This window comes from Pseudomonas sp., assembly GCF_028293835.1.
Taxonomy (GTDB): domain Bacteria; phylum Pseudomonadota; class Gammaproteobacteria; order Pseudomonadales; family Pseudomonadaceae; genus Aquipseudomonas.
Map to the genome: position 1 here is coordinate 39447 of NZ_JAQGNX010000087.1, position 21995 is coordinate 61441.

At 55.6% G+C, this 21995-nt stretch carries 8 protein-coding genes; 6 read left to right on the forward strand and 2 right to left on the reverse strand.

The window, feature by feature from the left end:
- The first annotated feature begins 187 nt into the window (after positions 1-187).
- From JWR17_RS11495 to JWR17_RS11510, 4 genes are all read left to right on the forward strand, one after another.
- Positions 188-5089 (forward strand): Tc toxin subunit A, encoded by a 4902-nt coding sequence (locus tag JWR17_RS11495; protein ID WP_299831374.1) that lies wholly within the window; start codon positions 188-190, stop codon positions 5087-5089.
- A gap of 252 nt (positions 5090-5341) precedes the next feature.
- Positions 5342-6094 carry a hypothetical protein gene (locus JWR17_RS11500; protein WP_299831377.1) on the forward strand — a complete coding sequence of 251 codons (753 nt, stop codon included), beginning with the start codon at positions 5342-5344 and terminating at the stop codon, positions 6092-6094.
- A 63-nt stretch (positions 6095-6157) separates the two neighbouring features.
- Positions 6158-10369, forward strand: a complete 4212-nt coding sequence (locus JWR17_RS11505; protein WP_299831380.1) for a neuraminidase-like domain-containing protein — start codon at positions 6158-6160, stop codon at positions 10367-10369.
- 43 nt (positions 10370-10412) lie between these two features.
- Positions 10413-14984 (forward strand): neuraminidase-like domain-containing protein, encoded by a 4572-nt coding sequence (locus tag JWR17_RS11510; RefSeq protein WP_299831383.1) that lies wholly within the window; start codon positions 10413-10415, stop codon positions 14982-14984.
- Here JWR17_RS11510 and JWR17_RS11515 read toward each other — a convergent pair.
- Complete coding sequence (locus JWR17_RS11515) at positions 14981-15340, reverse strand: hypothetical protein (protein ID WP_299831385.1); 360 nt, start codon at positions 15338-15340, stop codon at positions 14981-14983. The two genes, JWR17_RS11510 and JWR17_RS11515, sit on opposite strands and share 4 nt — an antisense overlap.
- A gap of 134 nt (positions 15341-15474) precedes the next feature.
- Here JWR17_RS11515 and JWR17_RS11520 point away from each other — a divergent pair, with 134 nt between their 5' ends.
- Together JWR17_RS11520 and JWR17_RS11525 are read left to right on the forward strand one after the other, a co-directional pair.
- Positions 15475-15693: an alkylphosphonate utilization protein gene (locus tag JWR17_RS11520; RefSeq protein WP_299831387.1), complete on the forward strand. Its 219-nt coding sequence runs from the start codon at positions 15475-15477 to the stop codon at positions 15691-15693.
- A 417-nt stretch (positions 15694-16110) separates the two neighbouring features.
- Entirely contained in the window at positions 16111-20973 is a 4863-nt protein-coding gene (locus tag JWR17_RS11525) for an NAD-glutamate dehydrogenase (RefSeq protein WP_299831390.1), read from the forward strand.
- Between the two features lie 210 nt (positions 20974-21183).
- On the opposite strand, the gene JWR17_RS11530 is transcribed toward JWR17_RS11525, so the two are convergent.
- The coding region (locus JWR17_RS11530) for an aconitase family protein (protein WP_299831393.1) at positions 21184-21995 on the reverse strand (812 nt) is incomplete at its 5' end.

The window sequence follows — 21995 nt, forward strand, 5'->3', positions numbered from 1 at the left end:
AAAACATGCTGTCGGGCTGTTCATCAGCGCATAGCGGTGTCTGAGTCTTGGTCGGCCGGTAGCGCCCAAGGCACCTGCACGCCATTCGTCGCGTGGTGTCTTCTACTTGGTCAGCCTCTGCTTAGCTTATGTTACGCCGGGTCTGGATCGGCCCAAGGAGCAATTTTTCTCAGGATGAGACTTCGCCATGGTCAGCAAGAAGAAGGTCACCACGTCTTTATCGGCAATGGATGTGCTGCTGGGTAAAGACGGTCAAACCCGTAGCATCCCTCTTGTCCTGTCCGAGCATTACCCTACGGTGCTGAGCGTTGCGCGCAGTGACGTAACCGGGCTGTTGAACAACAATCCCGGCCTACACATCACCCAGGCCCGCGAACTGCTGCAGCGCGCCCAAGCCATGTCGGTGGTAACTGCCCGGCAATTTCGTGAACAACGACTGACCGCGTCGGTGCGGGAGGCCAATCGCCCGCCCACGGGTATCAAGGGACTGGTAGAAGGGCCTACCTACACCGACATGTTCAATCCGGACTGGGCCAACCATTGTCCGCCGGATGCCATCGAGGCGACCACCTCGCCGGTGGCCTATCTGGCCGACCTGTATCGCTACGCCAAAGAACTCGAAGCCTCCGGCAAGCCAGGCGAGGTCATCACCCTCGATGCTCGCCGGCCGGACCTGAAAGACCTGATGCTGGACCACACGGCCTTGAATCGGGTGGAACCCACCATCGTATTGGTCAATGAAATTCTGGAAACCTCTATTCGCAGCCATCTTGACGGTATCGCTCTGGAGGACAAGACCGTCGACGACGCCTTGCTTGAGGCTCGCTATCCCAACGCCTTGCCTTTTGAGCGCTATACCAGCCAGATCAATTATGTGCTGGGCCGCAAGGGCTATTCATTGGGCGACGTGATTCGCCTGGCTGACCCGGCGTACCCCTACTTCAAGGAGCCGGGTGTGCATTCGGCGTTGTCCGACACCGCGCTCATTCAAGACACGGGCTTTGGGCCGGTACAGCAGGCGCTGCTGCTGGAGGCGCCGTACTTCCCAGATGCTGACGGGCAGACGCGCTCGCTGATTGCCAACAAATGGCGCGTAGACCCGCGCACCCGCCTGCTGGTGGAGGCGGTCGGGGATGAGTTGCAGGCGACCCCGTTTTTTCAGGACAACTTCGGCGTCGGTGGCCCTATTGATCTTGAAGATACCCAGACCTTCTGCCTGCGCACCGGGCTGAAAACCGAAGAGCTGGAAGCGCTGCTCTCAGTGGGCGCATTTGCCCCCGGCCGCTCAGCCAACGTTGCAGCTACCGCCCAGGGCGGGGTGGACGGCAGTCTGGCCGGGTCGGTTTACATCAATGGAGGCCAGCCCCCGGCGATGGCCATCGAAACCCTTCCAGGCACACTCGCCGATGGCGTACTGGTAGAGGGCCCGCGCCATCGCATCACCAATGCCAGTGCAGACCGTTTCGACCGAATGAACCGCATGATTCGCCTGGCCCGCTGGATGGACCTGCCGTTTGATGAGGTGGATCAATTGTTGGTCGCTTCGATGCAGGGGGAACAGCGCGCGGCTACCGTTACCCGCCGCACCTTGGCTGCTGAGGTGGCATCGACGTATGTGATCACCCAGAACACGTTGCGGGCTTTGGGGTTGTTCCAAAGCCTGCGCAAGAATTATCAAGTTGAAGCAGCCGATTTCGCGGCGCTGCTCTACGGCGTGAGTGTGTATGCGCGAGGTAAAAGCGAGAGCCAGTTTGATCAGATCTTCAACAGCCAGGCGTTGTTTTCCATTCCATTGATAATGGACGACACGCCGTTTGTCATTACGCCGAAAACCGATGCAGAACGGCAGAAGATTGATCATTTGTGTGCGGCGTTGGGCATGACGTATGAAACGTACCGCTTCGTTGTGAAAGTCATCGAGCAGACGTATGCGGGGGATAGGCTGACTTGGTCGAGGGAAGTGATTTCTGCGTTTTACCGTTTGGTGAAACTGCCGCGTTATATTGGGTTGACCACCGTTGAGGCATTGGCATTGCTGGAGTTGCTGGATGGAGGCGGCAGTCAGCTAATGTCGAAACTGGCGGGTGTAACTGAAATTGCCACGCACTACGCATCGGCCGATACGGACACCTTGAGCGTGCTTCATGCGCTGGTGGACTTCAGCAGTTGGCTCAAAGAAAGCAAATGGACTGTCGCGCAGTTGTGCCGGCTCCTGTTGCCATCTGCGACTCAGCCGATCGCTACCGACGCCGAGGGTAATCTGCTTCAGGAAATGCATTCGCGGCTGACCTCAGCACTCATTACCGACAGCAGTTTTGCTCAGGTAGGAGCTCCCGATGTGTCAGTCACTGCCAGCGAGCCGATTGACTGGTTTGCGGAACTGGCCCAATTCATAGACAGCGGACAGGAAGCCTCTGCGGCCAAGGGCCTGGTGAAGTACCTGACTGGCGAAACCGAGGAGACGTTTGAAAAGGGGGTAAGCACTGAGGTTAAACTCAAGTTGGAATCCTACGGACTTATGGAGGAGGAGCTGCACTCGAAACTGACCAACATGATCATGCGCGCTCGCGGAGCACAGGAGGCCTTGCTCATGGAGGGCCTCGGCAATTATCTGAATACCTCTGCCGGTCTTGCGAAAGCCCTGCTGACCTGGACCGAGGGCAACCGTTATCAACTGCTGCTTGAAGTCGTTAGGGTTTACGGTGAGTCCCTGTTGGGCACCGTTGCTATTGGCGATGAAGTATTGTTGGTGCTTGATGCGTTGGCGAAACGCGCGGCAGTCAGTTCGCATTTGAGCCTGAGCCCTGCGCTGATAACTCAGCTTGTGGAGCACTCAGACTGGTTCGGTCTGGAGGATGCTGAGCTGTCCCTGCAGAAGGTATTCTTCCTCAGTCAATACGCGATGATATTGCGCCTGAGCGAGCAAAATGAAGACACATTGTTGGACTATTTTCGTCTGATCAACACCCTGTGGCAGGAATCAAACGACGGAGACAAACGCCTTATACGCGACAGCGCTGCCAACAAGCTGGCAGGATTTTTACGTTGGAGTGTGCGGGAAGTGCTGTCATCGGCGTTCCATGTAGAACCCGAAACCGGCGTCATTTTTACCCTGTGCGAGTGCGACACAACGGTCCGCATAGCGTTGCTCAGTCGCGATACCGGTCTGGATGCTAACGCGTTATTGGCGCTGCATCTGCTCACACCCACCAGCTCCACGGAGCTTTACCGTCAGGCCGCGGGACTGGCATTGAGCTGCCTGACCGAATCGCCGCCGGGCAGCTCCGCTGGAGAGATAGGACAAAGCCTGTCCAGCGTCATAACCGTGGCACCGGATTACCTTGTTGCCAATCGTCCGCATGACAGTGCGACTTATACCATCACATTGTGCGACTTCATGGATAACCCATTTGATGGCGTCACTGTCAGGTGGAGCGTTAATTTGGGGGAACTGGATCAGGTGGAAACAACCACTGATGAGAGCGGGGTCAGTTCTACAACGTTGCACAGTGGAACGACAGTAGGGCTTGCAAGCTTAGTCGCGAGTTTCGGACTCGGCGAAACATTGAAAGCACCGCTTGTCACCATCGACTGTGACGAGCAGACCATTCATTTTGTAGAAGGTGAATATGGGCCATCTACAGCGCTGGCGAATAAACTCGAACCTATAAACTTCAGTGTCATGGCGGTGGATGATTACGGAAACAAAGCAGTCGATCGGGCAATAGAGTGGGGGGCGACGCTTGGAGAGTTTCAGCGTTACCAAACCATAACTGATCAGTCGGGGATCTCCCATGCTCAATTGCGTAGCCGTTCCGCTGGCATTTCGGAAGCGATTGCGCAGTACAAAAATGGTCGAGACTGGGAGTTTATAGCGGTAGAGTTTGTCAGCATTCCTTATTTTCAATATGTCAGATTCTTCACCACAGTCGTTGTCGGTGTTGAAGTATCGGTAGTCTGTCGTCTGGTGGAACTGGATGGAACACCTAGAGTGGGAGAGAAGGTAAGCTGGAGTTCCGATGTGGGTGAGCTACTGGATGAGGAGAGTGTTACGGATGACGACGGTGTCGCGACGGTGCGTTACGTGGCTGCAGACGTGGGTATGGTAATCGTTGCCGCAGCCGCTGCAGCACCTATCGTGACGAAAAGTACCGGGCAGACTGTCATTAATCCATTAGCAACAATAGTGCATCAAGAGGCGAGCAGCGAAGAGTTTTTGGTGGGCAGTGCAGACCCTATCGTATTCAAGGTCTGGTTGGAAATGCATGGGGAAGTAGCTCCCCGTACGCTTGTAGAATGGTCAACGTCAGAGGGCGGGTCGAGCATAAGCTATTCTGACCATAAGGGTATCGCAACGTTCAATTCGAAGTTCAAGCGTGGAGAGCAGAGCGTTACTGCGACGATAAGTGGCACCGATGATTTGGTTATATTTAATGTGACCGCCATGCCGCCCGTGGAATTTAGCGTGACCATGGAGGGTGATAGATTCGATGATGAGTCTCCTGACCTATTGTCCCGTATTGCTACCTATTACCTTGTAGTGAAGACGGCTGATGAGGCTGGAGAGTCCATTGAAGGTGTTGAGTTCTCGCTGGATTTTGTAGGTGACCATCCCTCGTTGATAGGACTGAATATAGAAGGTCTGAGTCAAAAACATATATCCACTGCAGAAGGGTTAAGATTCAAAATAAAAGCGGAACCTGGAGACCGCGGTATCGTTGCCTTGAAACTCACTGGGGCACTGCTGGAAGAGTGGCGGGAGACTTATAGGCTAGGTTGGATTTATCAATATTCCACTGCAAGACTGCCAACCAGCGAGGAGTTGGATTTGAGGTGGACATGCAAAATAGCCGATTTGGATCCTTATGACGGAGCGATAATAGAAAACCTTGGTGTCATAACGTTTTCCGTGCCCGAACACCAGGTAGAAGTGTCGCTACCTGTGCGACTGGCTGGGCGCCCACTTTATCAGAACACTCCAGCGGTGGACATTTCCAGCCTGAAAAAAGGAAATCTGACAAAAGTAACTCGCCTGGTGGCGTTGGATGGGTACCTGATAATGCCAGCAGGGGAACTGGTTCTGGATTAGATAAGGGATAGCTCTATTTAAATACGTCGTAGTTTGGCGTGGTCCGAGTAGTGATCTGAGAGGCTCACTTGGCTTGGAAATGGTTGCGGTGAAGCCGTAGCGAGAGATGTTGCAGGGTTTCGAAAGCCTGCTTTGATATTCGTCTTGGAGCGTTGCGAAGATGGAAGCGACAGTGAGTTCGCAGCCAAAGTTCGATATTGCATTCCTTTTGGTGAAGTTGTACTAGTCACAAAAAATAAAGTGAGGTTTATCATGAAAAATCTTGATTACAATCAAAAACGAGATGAAATGACAATGGATGACGCTCCCGAAAGTCCTGAGTTTTCGTTTGAGTGGAGTCTGGAGGGCGAAAAACTCGAACCTGAGGGGCAACCATTGCTGCTGGGCCGAAATATTCGCTACAAGCTTAATGTCAAGGCTGTCACGAAGAATGGGACCCCGCTGACGGGCATCAAATATTTCTTGAGATCTAACAAAGGTAGCAATTGGATGATAACCATCTCTGGGCAGGACGATGAGCAGGTGACAACGGAGACTGGGAATAATTTTGAAATCTTCGCGTTCACGGCCACCAACGCATCGCAGCATGCCCATATGAATCAGGCACTTACTATAAGCCTCACATCAGATGAGGGTGTTGTTGAAGATATTAAGTGTATGGTCGGTCGGCTTGCTTACTGGGGGAGCCCTCATGCTTTCGTCGATAGATCGACTAGTTCAATGGTATTTAGCAGTTCTTCCTACTGGGCGGGCGAGGGAGGAGGGGATTCTTGGCATTGGGATTCATTTGCTCCTAAAGGCAGGATGAAAATCACTAGCCTAGAAATTGATTCGACACGCTTTACTTACGAATCCGGCTATGAGTTTAAATGTGACCACCTCGTTGACCTGAAAAAGTTTGAAGGTTTGACAGAGGTAGTCGTCGAATTTTTTCCGACTTTTTCGGATAATGGATATACGGGTGTTCTGCCTCGTGCAGTAAAGGTCGGATTACCTGTCAGCTAATATTCTGGTAGGCAAAATGAGTGGGTCGATTGTAGCTGTTAGAGCATAAAGGGCGTGATTATCATGGACGGTAACTATCATTCGCAGCTCGAAGAACAACGCCGCGACGCCCTCGTGGCCTATTACCTCGGCCAGTTAATCCCCAGCCAACAAACAGCCGCGCCCGACAGCATCGTCACACCCGACGACCTCTACGAATACCTGCTCATCGACAACCAGGTTACTGCCGCCGTCGATACCAGCCGTGTGGCCCAAGGCATCGCCAGCATCCAGCAACATGTCCACGCCATCTATAACGGCATGGAGCCGGGGTTTGGTCAGGTGCCGGACATTGCGCAGCACAGCGAAGGGTTTCAACAGTGGCAGGACACTATGAGCCAATACAGTATCTGGTCGGGGTATCAGATGTTGGTGGATTATCCTGAGAACTACCTCGATCCGTCATTGCGCTTAGGCAAGACCGAGTCCTTCAAGACCTTTGAAAGCGAGCTGGCACAGTCGAGGCTGACGCGGGACAACTTGCAGAATTCACTGGGCAATTATCTGGTCCGGTTCGAGGAAGTGAGCAATCTTGGCATCGTGTGTTGCTACATCGACGGCGTCGATTTTCGTCGTGCCGATTACTACTTCATTGGTAAGCAGCGTATCGAGCCGTTCGCCTATTACTGGCGCAAGGCAGCCATCGACCTGGATGAAAAAAGCACCCATGTAACACCTTCGGCATGGACCGAATGGAAGAAGATCGATGTGTCGCTAGGCGATACCGTTACCCATGTGCGCACGGTGGTGGTGGAGGGGCGGTTGCACGTAGTGTGGCTGGAGCAAATGCGTGAGGTCATGGACGACAAAGATAAGCCTGTTGCAGACAGTTATCTGTACCACCTGAACATTAGCTATCTGCAGAATAATGGCCAATGGAGTCCGGCCATCTGCTTGCAACAATGCACCCTGCCATCGGTCACTACGCTGGACCAGAACCAGTACGTTCTGGTGGCCGCTTTGGACAGCCGCGTGTCGGCTGAGCCGAGGCTAGTGGTAGGTCTTATTGAGCGAATGAATACGCAGTTGGTGGCCCCCGCTTTTCTTTGCGTAAGAGACAAATACTGGCAACCGGTCACATTGAATAGTGCATCGCAGAACTCCTTGCTGGCTGCATTGATGACGCAATTGGGCACGGACCCAGGGCGAGCGCAGTACGTCATGGAGGGCGCGGACACCAGCGGCAAAGTCTGGACCCTGGACAGCGTTAAGTGGAATGAATTTGGTGATAATCACCGGGGATCGCTTAGCCGTTATCTCGAGCTCGACATACGGATAAAAACCATCAACGGCGAATGTAAAATGGAGGCTATTGGTCTTTGCACCAAGCCGTGGTACGAGCCGGACGATTCAGGAGTTGTCTTCCGTGGTGACTTTGGCATTTGGAAAAGTACGCCTCGTCCCTCTTCAGCGCTGGTACTCAATGGCTACGCACGAACTTCGGTAGAAACTCACCCGTGGGGCACGCAAACGGTTCCTCTTGTCTATCCGATGCGCTTCGGAATGCCCAACAAAGACACCGGCCTCGGCTTCAACGAATTCACCATCACCCGCAAACTCCGTTCCGATGCCGTACCGACCCAAATAACGACTGCCGACGGCGGTCAATTCCTCGACTTGCATGCGTTGGAATTGCCCAACCTGCGCCATGTACGCTTAAACACCACTTTCGCCGCAGAACTGGTTCGCAAGGCTGAACGCTCACTGGACGGCGCTATAGGCTGGGAAGCGCAGCACACACTTGAGGGACCGGCACCCGATAGCGACGCGGCTACCCCCATCGATTTCAACGGCGCCAATGGTCGTTACTTTTGGGAGTTGTTTTTCCATGTGCCGCATCTGGCCGCGTCGCGCCTGAATCAGGCATTTGACTATGCAGGCGCAGAGCAATGGCTGCATTATCTGTTCAACCCGCAGGTGCGGGTGGCACCGTTGTATCCGGCTCCAGATCAGGTGAATTGGCAGCCGTATTGGACCAGTCGCCCGTTGGGATTTGCCGATGATCCGCTGCGTGACACGGCGGCCCCGCGTGATCCGGATGCGATTGCCTATGGTGCGCCCTCGCACTACCGCAAAGCCATTTTCATGCTTTATCTGGACAACCTCATCGCCTGGGGCGACACGCTCTATCGCCAGGTCACCCGCGATTCTCTCACCGAGGCCAAGCTGCTTTACGTCCGAGCGCTGTCGTTGCTGGGGCCACTGTCCAAGGGTCGCAGTATCAGCCAATGGACGCCCCAGTCGCTGGAAGATGCGGCCAGGTACCAGCCAGACTCATTCGCTGCGGTGGAGTCCTCTGGCCAGGACTGGCTGCAGCACGACACGCCGCATACGCTGGGCGGTCAGCCCTGGTTGCGGTTGATCGATGCGCCCGGGTTCCGTCTGCCGGTCAATACTCGATTGCTGGACCTGTGGGATCAGCTTGATCTGCGCTTGTACAACCTGCGACATAACCTGACGCTGGACGGCAAACCGATGTTACTGGCGTTGTACGAAGCGCCTGCCAATCCTGTAGACCTGTTGCGTGCGCAACTGGCGGGTAACAACAGCATGGTCCGGCGACTGGGATCGATGTCGGTCATCCCCCCTTACCGTTTTACCGCCATGTTGCCACGGGCGAGGAATGCTGTAGACACGCTGATCCGCTTTGGTGAACAGGTGCGACTCCATATGGAATCCCGAGACCGCTTCGAGCAGGAGGGGTTGCAGCAGGGGCACGTGCTGGAGCTGTCCGGGTTCGTCGAAAGACTGGATGGTATGGCTATTGAGCACGCACAGTTCAGCCTCGATCTGCTGCACGCCAGCGGTAAGCAGTTGCAAGCGCAGGTCGAAACCTTTGATCAATGGCTGGCACAGGATGTGAGTGATGCGGAAAAGCGCGCCGAAGAGATGTTTTCCGGCGCCAGTGCTGCCCGCATCGTGGCATCTGCCAGTCGTGCCGTGGGTTATGGCCTGACCACAGTGCCCAACACACTCACTGTTATCCCATTGCCCCCCCTTGTTATCCCCGGAGGTTGGCATTGGTCCGGGCCGTTTTGGACGGCCGCCTCGGCGGCGGAGAGTGTGGGTGTATACATGGCGGACAGTGCCGACGCGCGCTTGCGGGCGGATGCGCAAGAACGCAGGCGTAAGGAGTGGGAATTTCTCAAGGATCAGGCGCAGAAACAGCTTGAATCTGTGACGCTGCAGGTGGAGCAGCAAGAGGTGTTGATCCGCTCGGCGGAAATGAAGCGGGCCCGTTCCAAAAAAGCCGTCGAACAGGCGCAGGCGTTTTATGCCTTCATCCAGAACCGCGCCACCAACGCTGCCTTGTACCAGTGGCTGCTGGGGCAGATGTCCACGTTGTATTTTCAGTCGTATGACGCGGTGTTGTCCATCTGCCTGGCCACCGAAGCCTGCTGGCAATACGAGATTGGCGATGGCGATACGCGCTTCATTCCGGTCAATGCGTGGTTCGATAACCGCCATGGTTTGACCGCAGGTGAAAGTCTGAGCCTGGGTCTTCTGCAGATGGAATCGGCTTTTCTCGCCCGGCACGAACGACGTTTGGAACTTGTAAAAACTGTCTCGCTGCGCCGGTTGCTGCACGATTATCAAGGCGAAAGCGCGGAGACGGGCTGGGCAGCGGTTATCGGCAGCCTGCGCGGCACCGGCACCCTTGAGTTTACGCTTAAGCCGTCTTTGTTTGATCAGGATTACCCCGGTCACTACCTGCGCCAGCTCGTACAGGTGTCGCTGTCGTTGCCGGGCGTGCTGGGTCCCTATGAAAACAGCTGTGTGCTGCTCGGTCAGCTGGCCAGTAGCTATTTGCTCAAACCTGATATCGGCGGCTGCAAGTACATGTATCAGCAGGCACAGGAGCTGCCGGGTGAGCATGACGATATCAACCCGCGGTTCGTCATCGCCAACCCGCGTCCCAGCCAACAGATTGCGGTGTCGGCTGCCAATGATGAATCCGGCGTATACAGGGCGCTGATGGATGATGAGCGTTATCAGCCCTGTGAGGGCACCGGTGCAGTGTCCACCTGGACATTACGGTTCCCTCGGTACGCCAGCGCCCGGCAGCAGGCATTGTTCGATGACCTGCACGACATCATCGTGCACGTGAACTACCGCGCGATGGACGGAGGTAAACCGTTCGCCGAGCAAGTGAAAGCGTTGAAGCAACAAGGCATCAAGGGCAGCACCGGACAGTCTCGACGACTGGCGCGCGAGCAGTTATTGCCGCGGGTTTGAGGCTGTTCAATCCCATCAATGGATGATGAAGGGAACTACCACCATGAGCCAATCAATCATAGGCACACTGGAGCAGCAACGCAGGGACGCACTGGTTGCCTATTACCTCGGGAATTTGGTGGGGCTGGATAATACGCCGCACCGCATTGCCACTGAAAACGATCTGTACGAATACCTGCTGATCGATAACCAGGTGACGGCACAGGTTGATACCAGCCGCGTCGCCCAAGGTATTGCCAGTGTGCAGCAGCACATTCACGCCATCTACAACGGTATGGAGCCCGGCTACACAGGTGTGAGTGACGAAACGCTCACGCTGTGGCGAGAGGGCATGTCGCAATACAGTTTGTGGTCCGGTTATCAGATGCTGGAGGATTATCCGGAAAACTACCTGGACCCAACCCTGAGGTTGGACAAAACTATTCCGTTCAAAACGTTCGAGTCGGAGCTGGCCCAGGCACGGCTGTCGGCAGACACGGTGCAATCGGCTTTGGGTAACTATTTGCAGGCCTTCGAAACCATCAGTAACTTGCAGATCACCGGTTGTTATATCAACAGCTCCAACTTCATCAACGCCGATTATTACTTCATTGGTCGGCAGAGCATTGAGCCGTTTGCCTTCTATTGGCGCAAGGCGCGTCTGTACCAGGGCGCGTCTGCCAATAAAGCATATATGGCCGGTTGGACCGAGTGGAAAGCGATCGAATCGATCACGGGCGCGCATATCAAATACTGCCGCCCCGTGGTCATGGACGGTCGCCTGTATGCGGTATGGGTAGAAAGTAGTAAGGCCGTGCTTGATGCAAACGGGGCTAAAACGGGACGCTTTGAATATCGCATGAAGCTGGCTTTTCGACGTTTGGATGAAAGCTGGAGTGTGCCCATCCTGTTGTTTGAAGGTGAAACCAACGACGAAGCATTGGCCAGTACAGTGGGCGCGGACGGAGTTATCAGCAAGGGCTATAGGCTCGCGGTTTCCACGGATCATGGCCACGGCGGGAAGTCCCGGCTATTGGTGGGCTTCAGGTCGGTTGGCCATCCACCTGAAGTCAATGATCTGGTGGTTCGTGATGACCTGTTGAATCCGCTTCAAATTAGCGATGCCGAGAACGTGCAGAACGCCCTGCAATATTTATTGGGGACGGACAATCGGCGTGTTCAGTTTTGCAGTGATCAGTTGCTTGGTGGTGAGGGGCTTAGTTGGAGAATAAAATCAGTAGTGCCCGATTTGACAGGTCCTGCCACAACCATTTCGAATTCCGAACTTTCGGTGAATGACAGCCTCGAGTTGCGCGCTGAATGGCAAAACGGGACATTGGCTTTGCAAGGGTTTTGCAGTAAGCCTGTTGGCTTGCCTGTCCGCAAAGCTTTTTACTATCACAAGGACATCAACTACACTGTAAATTCAGGGATTGAGTTTTCAGTCAGCGCGACGGAAAATTCTATGTTTTTTAGAGTTCTTAAGCGTGCACCCTCTGAGGATCATCTAATTCCTTTTACCTATTCGCTGTTTCACACCGGAAGTGTTGCAGAAGCCACTCCTGAATGTTTTGTGCATGTACGGGATGAGAAGTACTTTAGCTATTGGGTAGCTGTAATTAATATTGATCTTGATCCAAATTTTTTTCGGCTCGAAGGATATGCCGGTGGTTTTTTCGTGAAAATAAATTCTCGCGATAATATCTTTCTTGATGGGCCCAATAATTACGTCCAACCCGGATATGTAACTGCGGAAATGGAATGGGGTATTGCGCACTATGAACGCCAATGGCTCGCGAGATATAATACTGTTCTATTAAATGGAGCAGCGAAGACTCCGGTTATTTATCACGGTTGGCCAGCCACAGACGACAACCAGAGAACCTTCCAATGGGGGGAATATGTTGAGAACCCCAAAGGTTTTGGACTGAACGGCTTCATTGTCACCCGGGAGCCCATGACCGACCCGGCCCCACATATAGCCACCACCGAATCCGGCGCGCAATATTTGGCTCTGGACAAGATTGGTATAGAAGCCAGCAGCGCCTCGATCCGCCTCAATACCCTGTTCGCCAAAGAGCTTACACATAAGGCGAGCCTGTCTCTGGGGAGCGCCTTGTCCTGGGAAACTCAACACACTGAAGAACCGCCATTGCCTGGGCAAACGGCGCCGGTGTATGTCGACTTTATCGGTGCCAACGGCCTGTACTTCTGGGAGCTGTTCTTTCATGCCTCCCATCTGGTGGCCTGGCGTCTACAGCAAGAGTTTGACTATTCAGGCGCGCAGAACTGGCTCCACCGTTTGTTCAACCCACAAGTACGCGTTGCACCGCTGTACCCACCACCCAGTGACACTGACTGGCGACCCTACTGGACCTGCCGACCGTTGGGTATGGCGGACAATTTCGCGCTGGAACTGGAGGGCTTGACCAACCCGGATGCCATTGCCAGGGGTGCGCCTTCGCACTACCGCAAGGCCATCTTTATGCTGTACCTGAATAATCTGATCGCGTGGGGCGACATGCTGTATCGCCAAGTCACCCGCGATACGCTGAATGAAGCCAAGCTTCATTACGTCCGTGCCTTATCCTTGCTTGGGCCGCTGTCCAAAGGGCGCAGCATCAGTCACTGGACACCGGTGACTCTGGAACAGGCTGGTGAAGAGGGTGGCCAGGGGTTCGCAGCTGTTGAGTCGTCAAATGTCCAGGCGTTGAAAGAGTTGACGCCTGTAGCCATGGGCGAAGCGCCCTGGCTGCGCCTACTGGATACGTCGGTCTTCCGCTTGCCCGTCAACAGCCAGTTGCTTGACCTGTGGGACCGTCTGGACCTGCGCCTGCATAACCTTCGCCACAACCTCACGCTGGACGGCAAGCCCCTGCAATTGGCGCTGTATGACCCCCCCGCCAACCCGCTCGATCTGTTGCGTGCACAACTCAATGGCAGCAGCCTTAGCCAGCGTCGTCTGGGCTCGTTGGCAATCATCCCGCCCTATCGTTTTCGCGCCATGTTGCCCCGGGCGCAGAACGCCGTGGACACCCTCATTCGTTTCTCGCAACAGGTGCTGGGCCACATGGAACTGCGAGACCGGGCGCAACAGGAGGAACTGCAGCAAAACCACGTACTGGATGATCTCGTCACGTTTGCCGAGCAGCTCCAGCAGGATGCCATCGACCAGGCGAGTAAAGGGCGTGAGGTGCTGCAAGCCAACCGTCAGGCTGTGTCTGCGCGCAAGCAGTATTACGATGAACTGATTCACAGCGACGTCAGCCAGCAGGAAAAAACCGCTCATACCGAACGTACGGCAGCAATGGCCAGCATGGGGACCGCCCGGGTGCTGACGGCCGCAGGGCATATCGCGACCATGGTTCCTAATCAGTTTGGCTTGACATCCGGAGGGATGAACTGGGGTGGGGCTTTATTTGCAGCAGCAGAAGGTCTTGAAGCCAGTGCGGCAGTGCTTAACGAACTGGCTCAACAACAATTGACCCATGACATGCAAAACCGTCGCCGCGCCGAATGGCAGCACATGGCGAAGCAGGCGGAGCTTGAACTGGACATTGTCGACCGGCAGATCGAAGCACAGAATGTTGAATTGCGTGCGGCCACCACCAGCCTGGAGCAAGCCATCAAGGCTCGCGAACAGGCCGCAGCGCTGTATGCGTTCATCAAGAACCGTGCTACCGGAGCCGGACTGTATCAATGGCTGTTGAGTCAGATGTCGACCTTGTACTTTCAGGCCTACGATGCGGTGCTTGCCCTGTGTCTGGGCGTCGAGGCGTGCTGGCAGTACGAAATCGGTGACCGAGACACGCGGTTTATTTCTACCACTGCGTGGGCGGATAACCGTTTCGGATTAACCGCAGGCGAAACCCTTAAGTTGGGTTTGTTACAGATGGAATCTGCATTTCTGGCGCGTCATGAGCATCGTCTGGAATTGACCAAAACGGTTTCCCTCAAGGGCCTGCTCGCCGACTACGATCCCAATGGCGCACAGGTTGCCGGTACGCTGGCCACCGGATGGGCAGCTGCGATCGAGACGCTGCGCACAAATGGCGAAATCCAGTTCGCGTTTAAATCCTCCGCTTTCGACCGGGACTATCCGGGACATTACTTGCGCCAATTGACAAGGGTATCGGTCTCGCTACCGGTGGTGCTTGAGCCGTACCAAGACATCCATGCGACATTGAGCCAGCAGTCCAGCAGTTACCTGTTGAAGCCGCAGATCGGCAATGTGAAACATCTTTACCAACAAGCCGGTGAGTTGTCTGAGGGTAACGACGACGATATTCGCCAAGACCAGATCGTCTTCAACCCGCGGACCAATCAGCAGATAGGTATCTCCACGGGTGTCGATGATCACGGCCTGTTCACCCTTGATTTCAATGACGAGCGTTACTTTCCGTTCGAAGGCACCGGGGCTATTTCCAGCTGGACCCTGAGTTTCCCCAACCATGAGTCCGATGAGCAGCAGGCGATGCTGGGATCCCTCACTGACGTCATTCTTCATGTGCGTTATCTGGCGGTGGATGGCGGCAAGGTCTTCAGTGACCAGGTCGAGACGCTGGTCGCTGCGCTGGAGTCGACTGAGTCAGTCAAGCAGCGACCGCTGCTGTTGCCGCCGGCAGACAATGCTTAATCTATTTCGCTGACGTACGTCCCCACATCATCAAGAATTAGCTGCAAGGTTTCTGCAACCTCCCGAAGGTCGGCTGCCGACATGCCGTGACGGATTTCATACTGGCTGTGGCCTTCCAGTTGCTGGGCATCCGCCGGATCGATTTCGATCAGCAGGCGTTCGGCGCTTAACGTGGCTTTCAAGCTTTTAAGCTCAAAGGTCTTGTCATCGCCAACCGTGATCTCTACCTGATTTTCGTCAGGGAAACGGGTCAGCGAAAACAGGTCGCCGGTTTCGCCGTGGCAGCACAGCAGGGCCATGTCGTCATATTCGTCGTCGCATGGGTTGACGATGATGCTTGTGGTGTTGATCAGCATGGTTGGCTCCGGGGCTATCAAAAGCGGACAGGGCGTGATCATACCTCAGTGGGCCGCTCAGTTTTTATCGGCTGCCGCAGCCGCTATACTCTCTCGCATTACATTTTCGTAATGCCCAAGAACGTTTAATCGATATGACCCTGATTGTTAGAGACAGCAACGGCACCCAACTGGCCGATGGCGACAACGTGACGCTGATCAAGGACCTTAAAGTCAAAGGCACGTCCGTCACCCTCAAGCGCGGGACCATGGTCAAAGGCATTCGCCTGACGGACAACGAAGAAGAAGTCGAGTGCAAGGTGGAGAAAGTCAAAGGCCTGGTGTTGCGCGTCGAGTTTTTGAAGAAAGCCTGATTCATTTATTGGTTGTTTGTTCAAGGGTGCGTTTGTCGCACCCTGTGACGTTTTTCGTCAATCCCCGTTTCTCCCCCCCTCCATGACGCCGCTATGCACCTTTTACGTGCCGATGACCGAATATGTCGCCGCACCGCAAGCACAGTCGGACCCACTGTCGTTAAGCTGCGCAGCAGATGTACACCGGTAAAAATCACAGCCTGCCTGGGCGGTGTTTTTCTTGATACGGGCATCTACACACCACGATTCAGCCAAAAAAACAGATGTGACTAGCCGTTTGTGACAAGCGTTTGTTCTATAGCTTCACTACCCTGTCATGCTGTGCTGCTTTTGTTTTGTTTCCAGCACGCGTGATGGCGATCCCCTAGACCGGGATGCGACGTTTCCATCAATAAAAGCCCAAGCGGAGTACCACAGATGGCGTTCTTCACCGCAGCCAGCAAGTCTGACTTTCAGCATCAACTGCAAGCAGCACTGGCGCAGCACATCAGTGAACAGGCACTGCCACAAGTGGCGCTGTTCGCTGAGCAATTCTTCGGCATTATCTCCCTTGATGAACTGACCCAGCGGCGGCTATCCGACCTGGCCGGTTGCACCTTGTCTGCCTGGCGTCTGCTTGAACGTTTTGAAAGTATTCATCCGCAAGTGCGGGTCTACAACCCTGATTACGAGCGCCATGGCTGGCAGTCGACGCATACCGCCGTCGAAGTGTTGCACGATGATTTGCCGTTTCTGGTGGACTCCGTCCGCACCGAACTGAACCGCCGTGGTTACAGCATCCATACCCTGCAGACCACCGTACTCAGCGCACGCCGCGGCGCCGACGGTGAACTGCTGGAGCTACTGCCCAAAGGCACGACCGGCGAAGACATTCACCACGAATCGCTGATGTACCTGGAAATCGATCGCTGCGCCAACTCCGCTGAAATGAATGCGCTGGCGCGGGAGTTGGAACAGGTACTGGACGAAGTACGGGTCGCAGTCGCTGATTTCGAGCCGATGAAAGCCAAGATCGGCGACTTGCTGGCTGGCATCGACGCCATGGAATTTGTCGTCGAAGAAGGCGAGAAATCCGAGGTCAAGGTGTTCCTGCAATGGCTGACGGACAACCACTTCACGTTCCTCGGCTACGAAGAATTTGAGGTCGTTCGTGACGAAACCGGCGGCTATCTGGTGTACGACGAGTCGTCGTTCCTTGGACTGACCAAGCTGCTGCGCGCCGGGCTGACAAAAGCCGACCTGCATATCGAAGACTATGCAGTGAATTACCTGCATGAGCCGATGCTGTTGTCGTTCGCCAAGGCCGCGCACCCAAGCCGTGTGCATCGCCCGGCATACCCGGACTACGTGTCGATTCGTCAGATCGATGCTGCCGGCAACGTCACCAAAGAGTGCCGTTTCATGGGCTTGTACACGTCGTCGGTGTACGGCGAAAGCGTTCGTCAAATTCCGTACATTCGCCGCAAGGTCGCCGAAGTAGAACGTCGCTCCGGTTTCGACGCCAAGGCGCACCTGGGTAAGGAGCTGGCCCAGGTCGTGGAAGTGCTGCCACGTGACGACCTGTTCCAGACGCCGGTGGATGAGCTGTTCAGCACCGTAATGTCCATCGTGCAAATTCAGGAGCGCAACAAGATTCGCGTGTTCCTGCGCAAAGACCCGTACGGCCGCTTCTGCTACTGCCTGGCCTACGTGCCGCGTGACGTTTACTCGACTGAAGTTCGCCAGAAGATCCAGCAAGTGCTGATGGATCGCCTGGGCGCCAGTGATTGCGAGTTCTGGACCTTTTTCTCCGAGTCGGTATTGGCCCGCGTGCAGTTGATCCTGCGGGTGGACCCGAAAAGCCGTCTCGACATCGATCCGCAGCAGCTGGAAAACGAAGTGATTCAGGCTTGCCGTTCGTGGCAGGACGACTACTCGAGCCTGGTGGTTGAAAGCTTCGGCGAAGCCCACGGCACCAGCGTGCTGGCGGACTTTCCGAAAGGTTTCCCGGCGGGCTACCGCGAGCGCTTTGCCGCGCACTCGGCCGTCGTAGACATGCAGCATTTGCTGAGCCTGACCGAAGCCAACCCGTTGGTGATGAGTTTTTATCAGCCGCTGGCACAGGCGGGCAAACAACAACTGCACTGCAAGCTGTATCACGCTGATACACCGCTGGCCTTGTCGGACGTGCTGCCTATCCTGGAAAACCTCGGCCTGCGAGTGCTGGGTGAATTCCCGTATCGCCTGCGCCGCAATAATGGCCGGGAATTCTGGATTCATGATTTTGCCTTTACCGCTGGCGAAGGCATCAACCTGGACATCCAGCAGCTCAACGACACCCTGCAAGACGCGTTTGTACACATTGTCAGCGGCGATGCCGAGAACGATGCGTTCAACCGTCTGGTGCTGACCGCTGGTTTGCCGTGGCGTGACGTGGCGTTGTTGCGTGCTTATGCGCGTTACATGAAGCAGATCCGTCTGGGCTTCGACCTGGGCTACATCGCCAGCACCTTGAACAACCACACGGAAATCGCCCGCGAGCTGACCCGTTTGTTCAAGACGCGCTTCTATCTGGCGCGCAAGCTCACCGCTGACGATCTGGAAGACAAGCAACAACGTCTGGAACAAGCGATTCTGACGGCACTGGACGAGGTTCAGGTGCTTAACGAAGACCGTATCCTGCGTCGCTATCTGGACTTGATCAAAGCAACCCTGCGCACCAACTTCTACCAGCCGGACGCCAACGGTCAGAACAAGAGCTACTTCAGCTTCAAGTTCAACCCACGGCTGATTCCCGAGCTGCCGAAACCAGTACCGAAATTCGAGATTTTCGTGTATTCGCCACGGGTCGAAGGTGTGCACTTGCGCTTCGGCAACGTCGCCCGCGGCGGTTTGCGCTGGTCGGACCGTGAAGAAGATTTCCGTACTGAAGTGTTGGGCCTGGTAAAAGCCCAGCAGGTGAAAAACTCGGTGATCGTGCCAGTGGGCGCCAAGGGCGGGTTTATTCCCCGTCGTCTGCCACTGATTGGCGGCAGCCGTGATGAGACTCAGGCAGAGGCAATTACCTGCTACAAAATCTTTATTTCAGCCCTGCTGGACATCACCGACAACCTTAAAGACGGTGGCTTGGTGCCGCCGCTGAACGTGGTGCGTCACGACGAGGACGACCCGTACCTGGTGGTGGCGGCCGACAAAGGCACCGCGACCTTCTCTGACATCGCCAACGGCATTGCTATTGAATACGGCTTCTGGCTCGGTGACGCCTTCGCTTCCGGTGGTTCGGCAGGTTACGACCACAAGAAAATGGGGATTACCGCCAAAGGCGCCTGGGTCGGTGTGCAGCGTCACTTCCGTGAGCGCGGCATCAATTCGCAGAAAGACGTCATCAGCGTCATCGGCATCGGCGACATGGCCGGTGACGTGTTCGGTAACGGCCTGTTGATGTCGGAAACGCTGCAGCTAGTGGCTGCGTTCAACCACCTGCACATTTTCATCGATCCTAATCCGGAACCGGCCAACAGCTTCGTCGAGCGCCAACGCTTGTTCGACCTGCCGCGCTCATCCTGGACCGATTACGACACCAGCATCATGTCCCAAGGTGGCGGAATCTTCCCACGCACTGCGAAAAGCATTCCCATCAGCCCAGAGATGAAAGCGCGGTTTGACATCAGCGCCGACAAGCTGACCCCGACTGAACTGCTGAATGCGCTGCTCAAGGCGCCGGTGGACCTGTTGTGGAACGGCGGTATCGGCACTTACGTTAAATCCAGCGAAGAAAGCCACGCCGATGTTGGCGACAAGGCCAACGACGCGCTGCGTGTGAACGGCAACGAGTTGCGCTGCAAAGTGGTGGGCGAGGGCGGTAACCTCGGCATGACCCAGTTGGGTCGGGTCGAGTTCGGCCTCAATGGCGGTGGTTCCAACACCGACTTCATCGACAATGCCGGTGGCGTGGACTGCTCCGACCACGAAGTAAACATCAAGATCCTGCTGAACGAAGTGGTGCAGGCAGGTGACATGACTGAAAAGCAGCGTAACCAGTTGCTGGAAAGCATGACCGACGAAGTAGGCAATCTGGTACTCGGCAACAACTATAAGCAGACACAGGCGCTGTCCCTGGCCGCGCGTCGCGCTTATGAGCGGATCGCCGAATACAAACGCTTGATGAACGACCTGGAAGCACGGGGCAAGCTGGACCGCGCCATCGAGTTCCTGCCAGCGGAAGAACAACTGGCTGAACGTGTCGCGTCGGGCCACGGCCTGACCCGCCCTGAATTGTCGGTGCTGATCTCGTACAGCAAAATCGACCTCAAGGAAGCGCTGCTCGAGTCCCGTGTGCCGGACGACGATTATCTGGTTCGCGACATGGAAACGGCGTTCCCGCCGTCCTTGGGCTCGAAATTCGGTGAGGCCATGCGTCGCCACCGTCTCAAGCGCGAAATCGTCAGCACCCAGATCGCCAACGATCTGGTGAACCACATGGGCATCACCTTCGTTCAACGACTCAAAGAGTCGACCGGCATGAGCCCGGCGAACGTGGCCGGTGCGTATGTGATCGTGCGCGACATCTTCCACCTGCCGCACTGGTTCCGTCAGATCGAAGCCCTGGACTCCAAGGTTCCGGCTGAAATTCAGTTGGCACTGATGGACGAACTCATGCGTCTGGGTCGCCGCGCCACTCGCTGGTTCTTGCGCAGCCGTCGCAACGAACTGGATGCCGGTCGTGATGTGGCACACTTCGGTCCGCACATCGCGGCGCTGGGCCTGAAACTCGACGAACTGCTGGAAGGTCCGACGCGGGACGTCTGGATGAACCGTTACCAAGCGTATGTCGAAGCCGGTGTACCGGAACTCCTGGCACGCATGGTGGCAGGCACTAGCCACTTGTACACGCTGTTGCCGATCATCGAAGCGTCGGACGTCACCGGGCAGAACGCTGCCGATGTGGCCAAGGCTTACTTCGCCGTGGGCAGCTCCCTGGACGTGACCTGGTACCTGCAACAGATCAGCAACCTGCCGGTGGAAAACAACTGGCAGGCACTGGCCCGTGAAGCGTTCCGCGATGACATCGACTGGCAGCAGCGGGCGATTACCGTGTCGGTCCTGCAGCAGCAGGATGCACCGGAACAAATCGAAGCGCGCCTGGACATGTGGCTGGAACAGCACCTGCCGATGGTCGATCGCTGGCGGGCCATGCTGGTTGAGTTACGTGCGGCAAGCGGTACGGACTATGCGATGTACGCAGTGGCCAACCGCGAACTGCTTGATTTGGCCATGAGCGGGCAAACCAGTGTGATCTGAGGGTTCGTTAAAACGCTGTAATCAAAAGCCCTGCATCGAAAAATGTGGGGCTTTTGATTGGGTTTACACATCATCTGTACGAGCCAACGTGTTGGCGAGACGTACATTGCCTCGCCAACACGTTGGCTCCTACAGAGTATCTGCGTATCACTGGTAGTTCTGGCCATAAAAAAACCCGCACAAGGCGGGTTTTTTTAACGCTGTGTTTCTTTACGCTTGAATAACCGGGATGTTGGCATTGGCTGCCGACTCGCGGAATTCAGCGATCTGGTCGAAACTCAGGTAGCGGTAGACGTCCGCTGCCATGGTATCGATTTCCTTCGCGTAGGCCATGTACTCTTCAACGGTCGGCAGGCGACCGAGGATCGAGGCAACGGACGCCAACTCGGCCGAGGCCAGGTACACGTTCGCGCCATCGCCAAGGCGGTTCGGGAAGTTACGGGTTGAAGTGGAGACCACGGTGGAGTTCGGTTCAACCCGCGCCTGGTTACCCATGCACAGCGAGCAGCCCGGCATTTCCATGCGCGCGCCAGCCTTGCCGTAGATGCCGTAGTAACCTTCTTCGGTCAACTGGTGAGCGTCCATTTTGGTCGGCGGCGACAGCCACAGACGGGTTGGAAGCTGACCTTTAACCTTGTCCAGCAATTTGCCGGCGGCGCGGAAGTGACCGATGTTGGTCATGCACGAACCGATGAACACTTCGTCGATCTTCTCGCCAGCAACGCTGGAAAGCAGACGTGCGTCGTCCGGGTCGTTTGGCGCGCAGAGCACAGGCTCTTTGATTTCGTCGAGGTTGATTTCGATGGTTTCGGCGTATTCGGCGTCAGCATCGGCAACCATCAGCTCAGGGTTGGCAACCCAGGCTTCCATCGCTTGAGCACGACGTTCCAGGGTACGCGCATCGCCGTAGCCTTCGCCGATCATCCAGCGCAGCAGGGTGATGTTCGAGTTCAGGTACTCGGTGATCGATTCTTTTGACAGCTTGATGGTGCAACCGGCGGCGGAACGTTCTGCCGAAGCGT

What these genes read in the sequence shown, in the direction of transcription:
- JWR17_RS11495 (WP_299831374.1), top strand. Translation starts at nt 188, where the DNA reads ATGGTCAGCAAGAAGAAGGTCACCACGTCTTTATCGGCAATGGATGTG.
- JWR17_RS11500 (WP_299831377.1), top strand. Translation starts at nt 5,342, where the DNA reads ATGAAAAATCTTGATTACAATCAAAAACGAGATGAAATGACAATGGAT.
- JWR17_RS11505 (WP_299831380.1), top strand. Translation starts at nt 6,158, where the DNA reads ATGGACGGTAACTATCATTCGCAGCTCGAAGAACAACGCCGCGACGCC.
- JWR17_RS11510 (WP_299831383.1), top strand. Translation starts at nt 10,413, where the DNA reads ATGAGCCAATCAATCATAGGCACACTGGAGCAGCAACGCAGGGACGCA.
- JWR17_RS11515 (WP_299831385.1), bottom strand. Translation starts at nt 15,340, where the DNA reads ATGCTGATCAACACCACAAGCATCATCGTCAACCCATGCGACGACGAA.
- JWR17_RS11520 (WP_299831387.1), top strand. Translation starts at nt 15,475, where the DNA reads ATGACCCTGATTGTTAGAGACAGCAACGGCACCCAACTGGCCGATGGC.
- JWR17_RS11525 (WP_299831390.1), top strand. Translation starts at nt 16,111, where the DNA reads ATGGCGTTCTTCACCGCAGCCAGCAAGTCTGACTTTCAGCATCAACTG.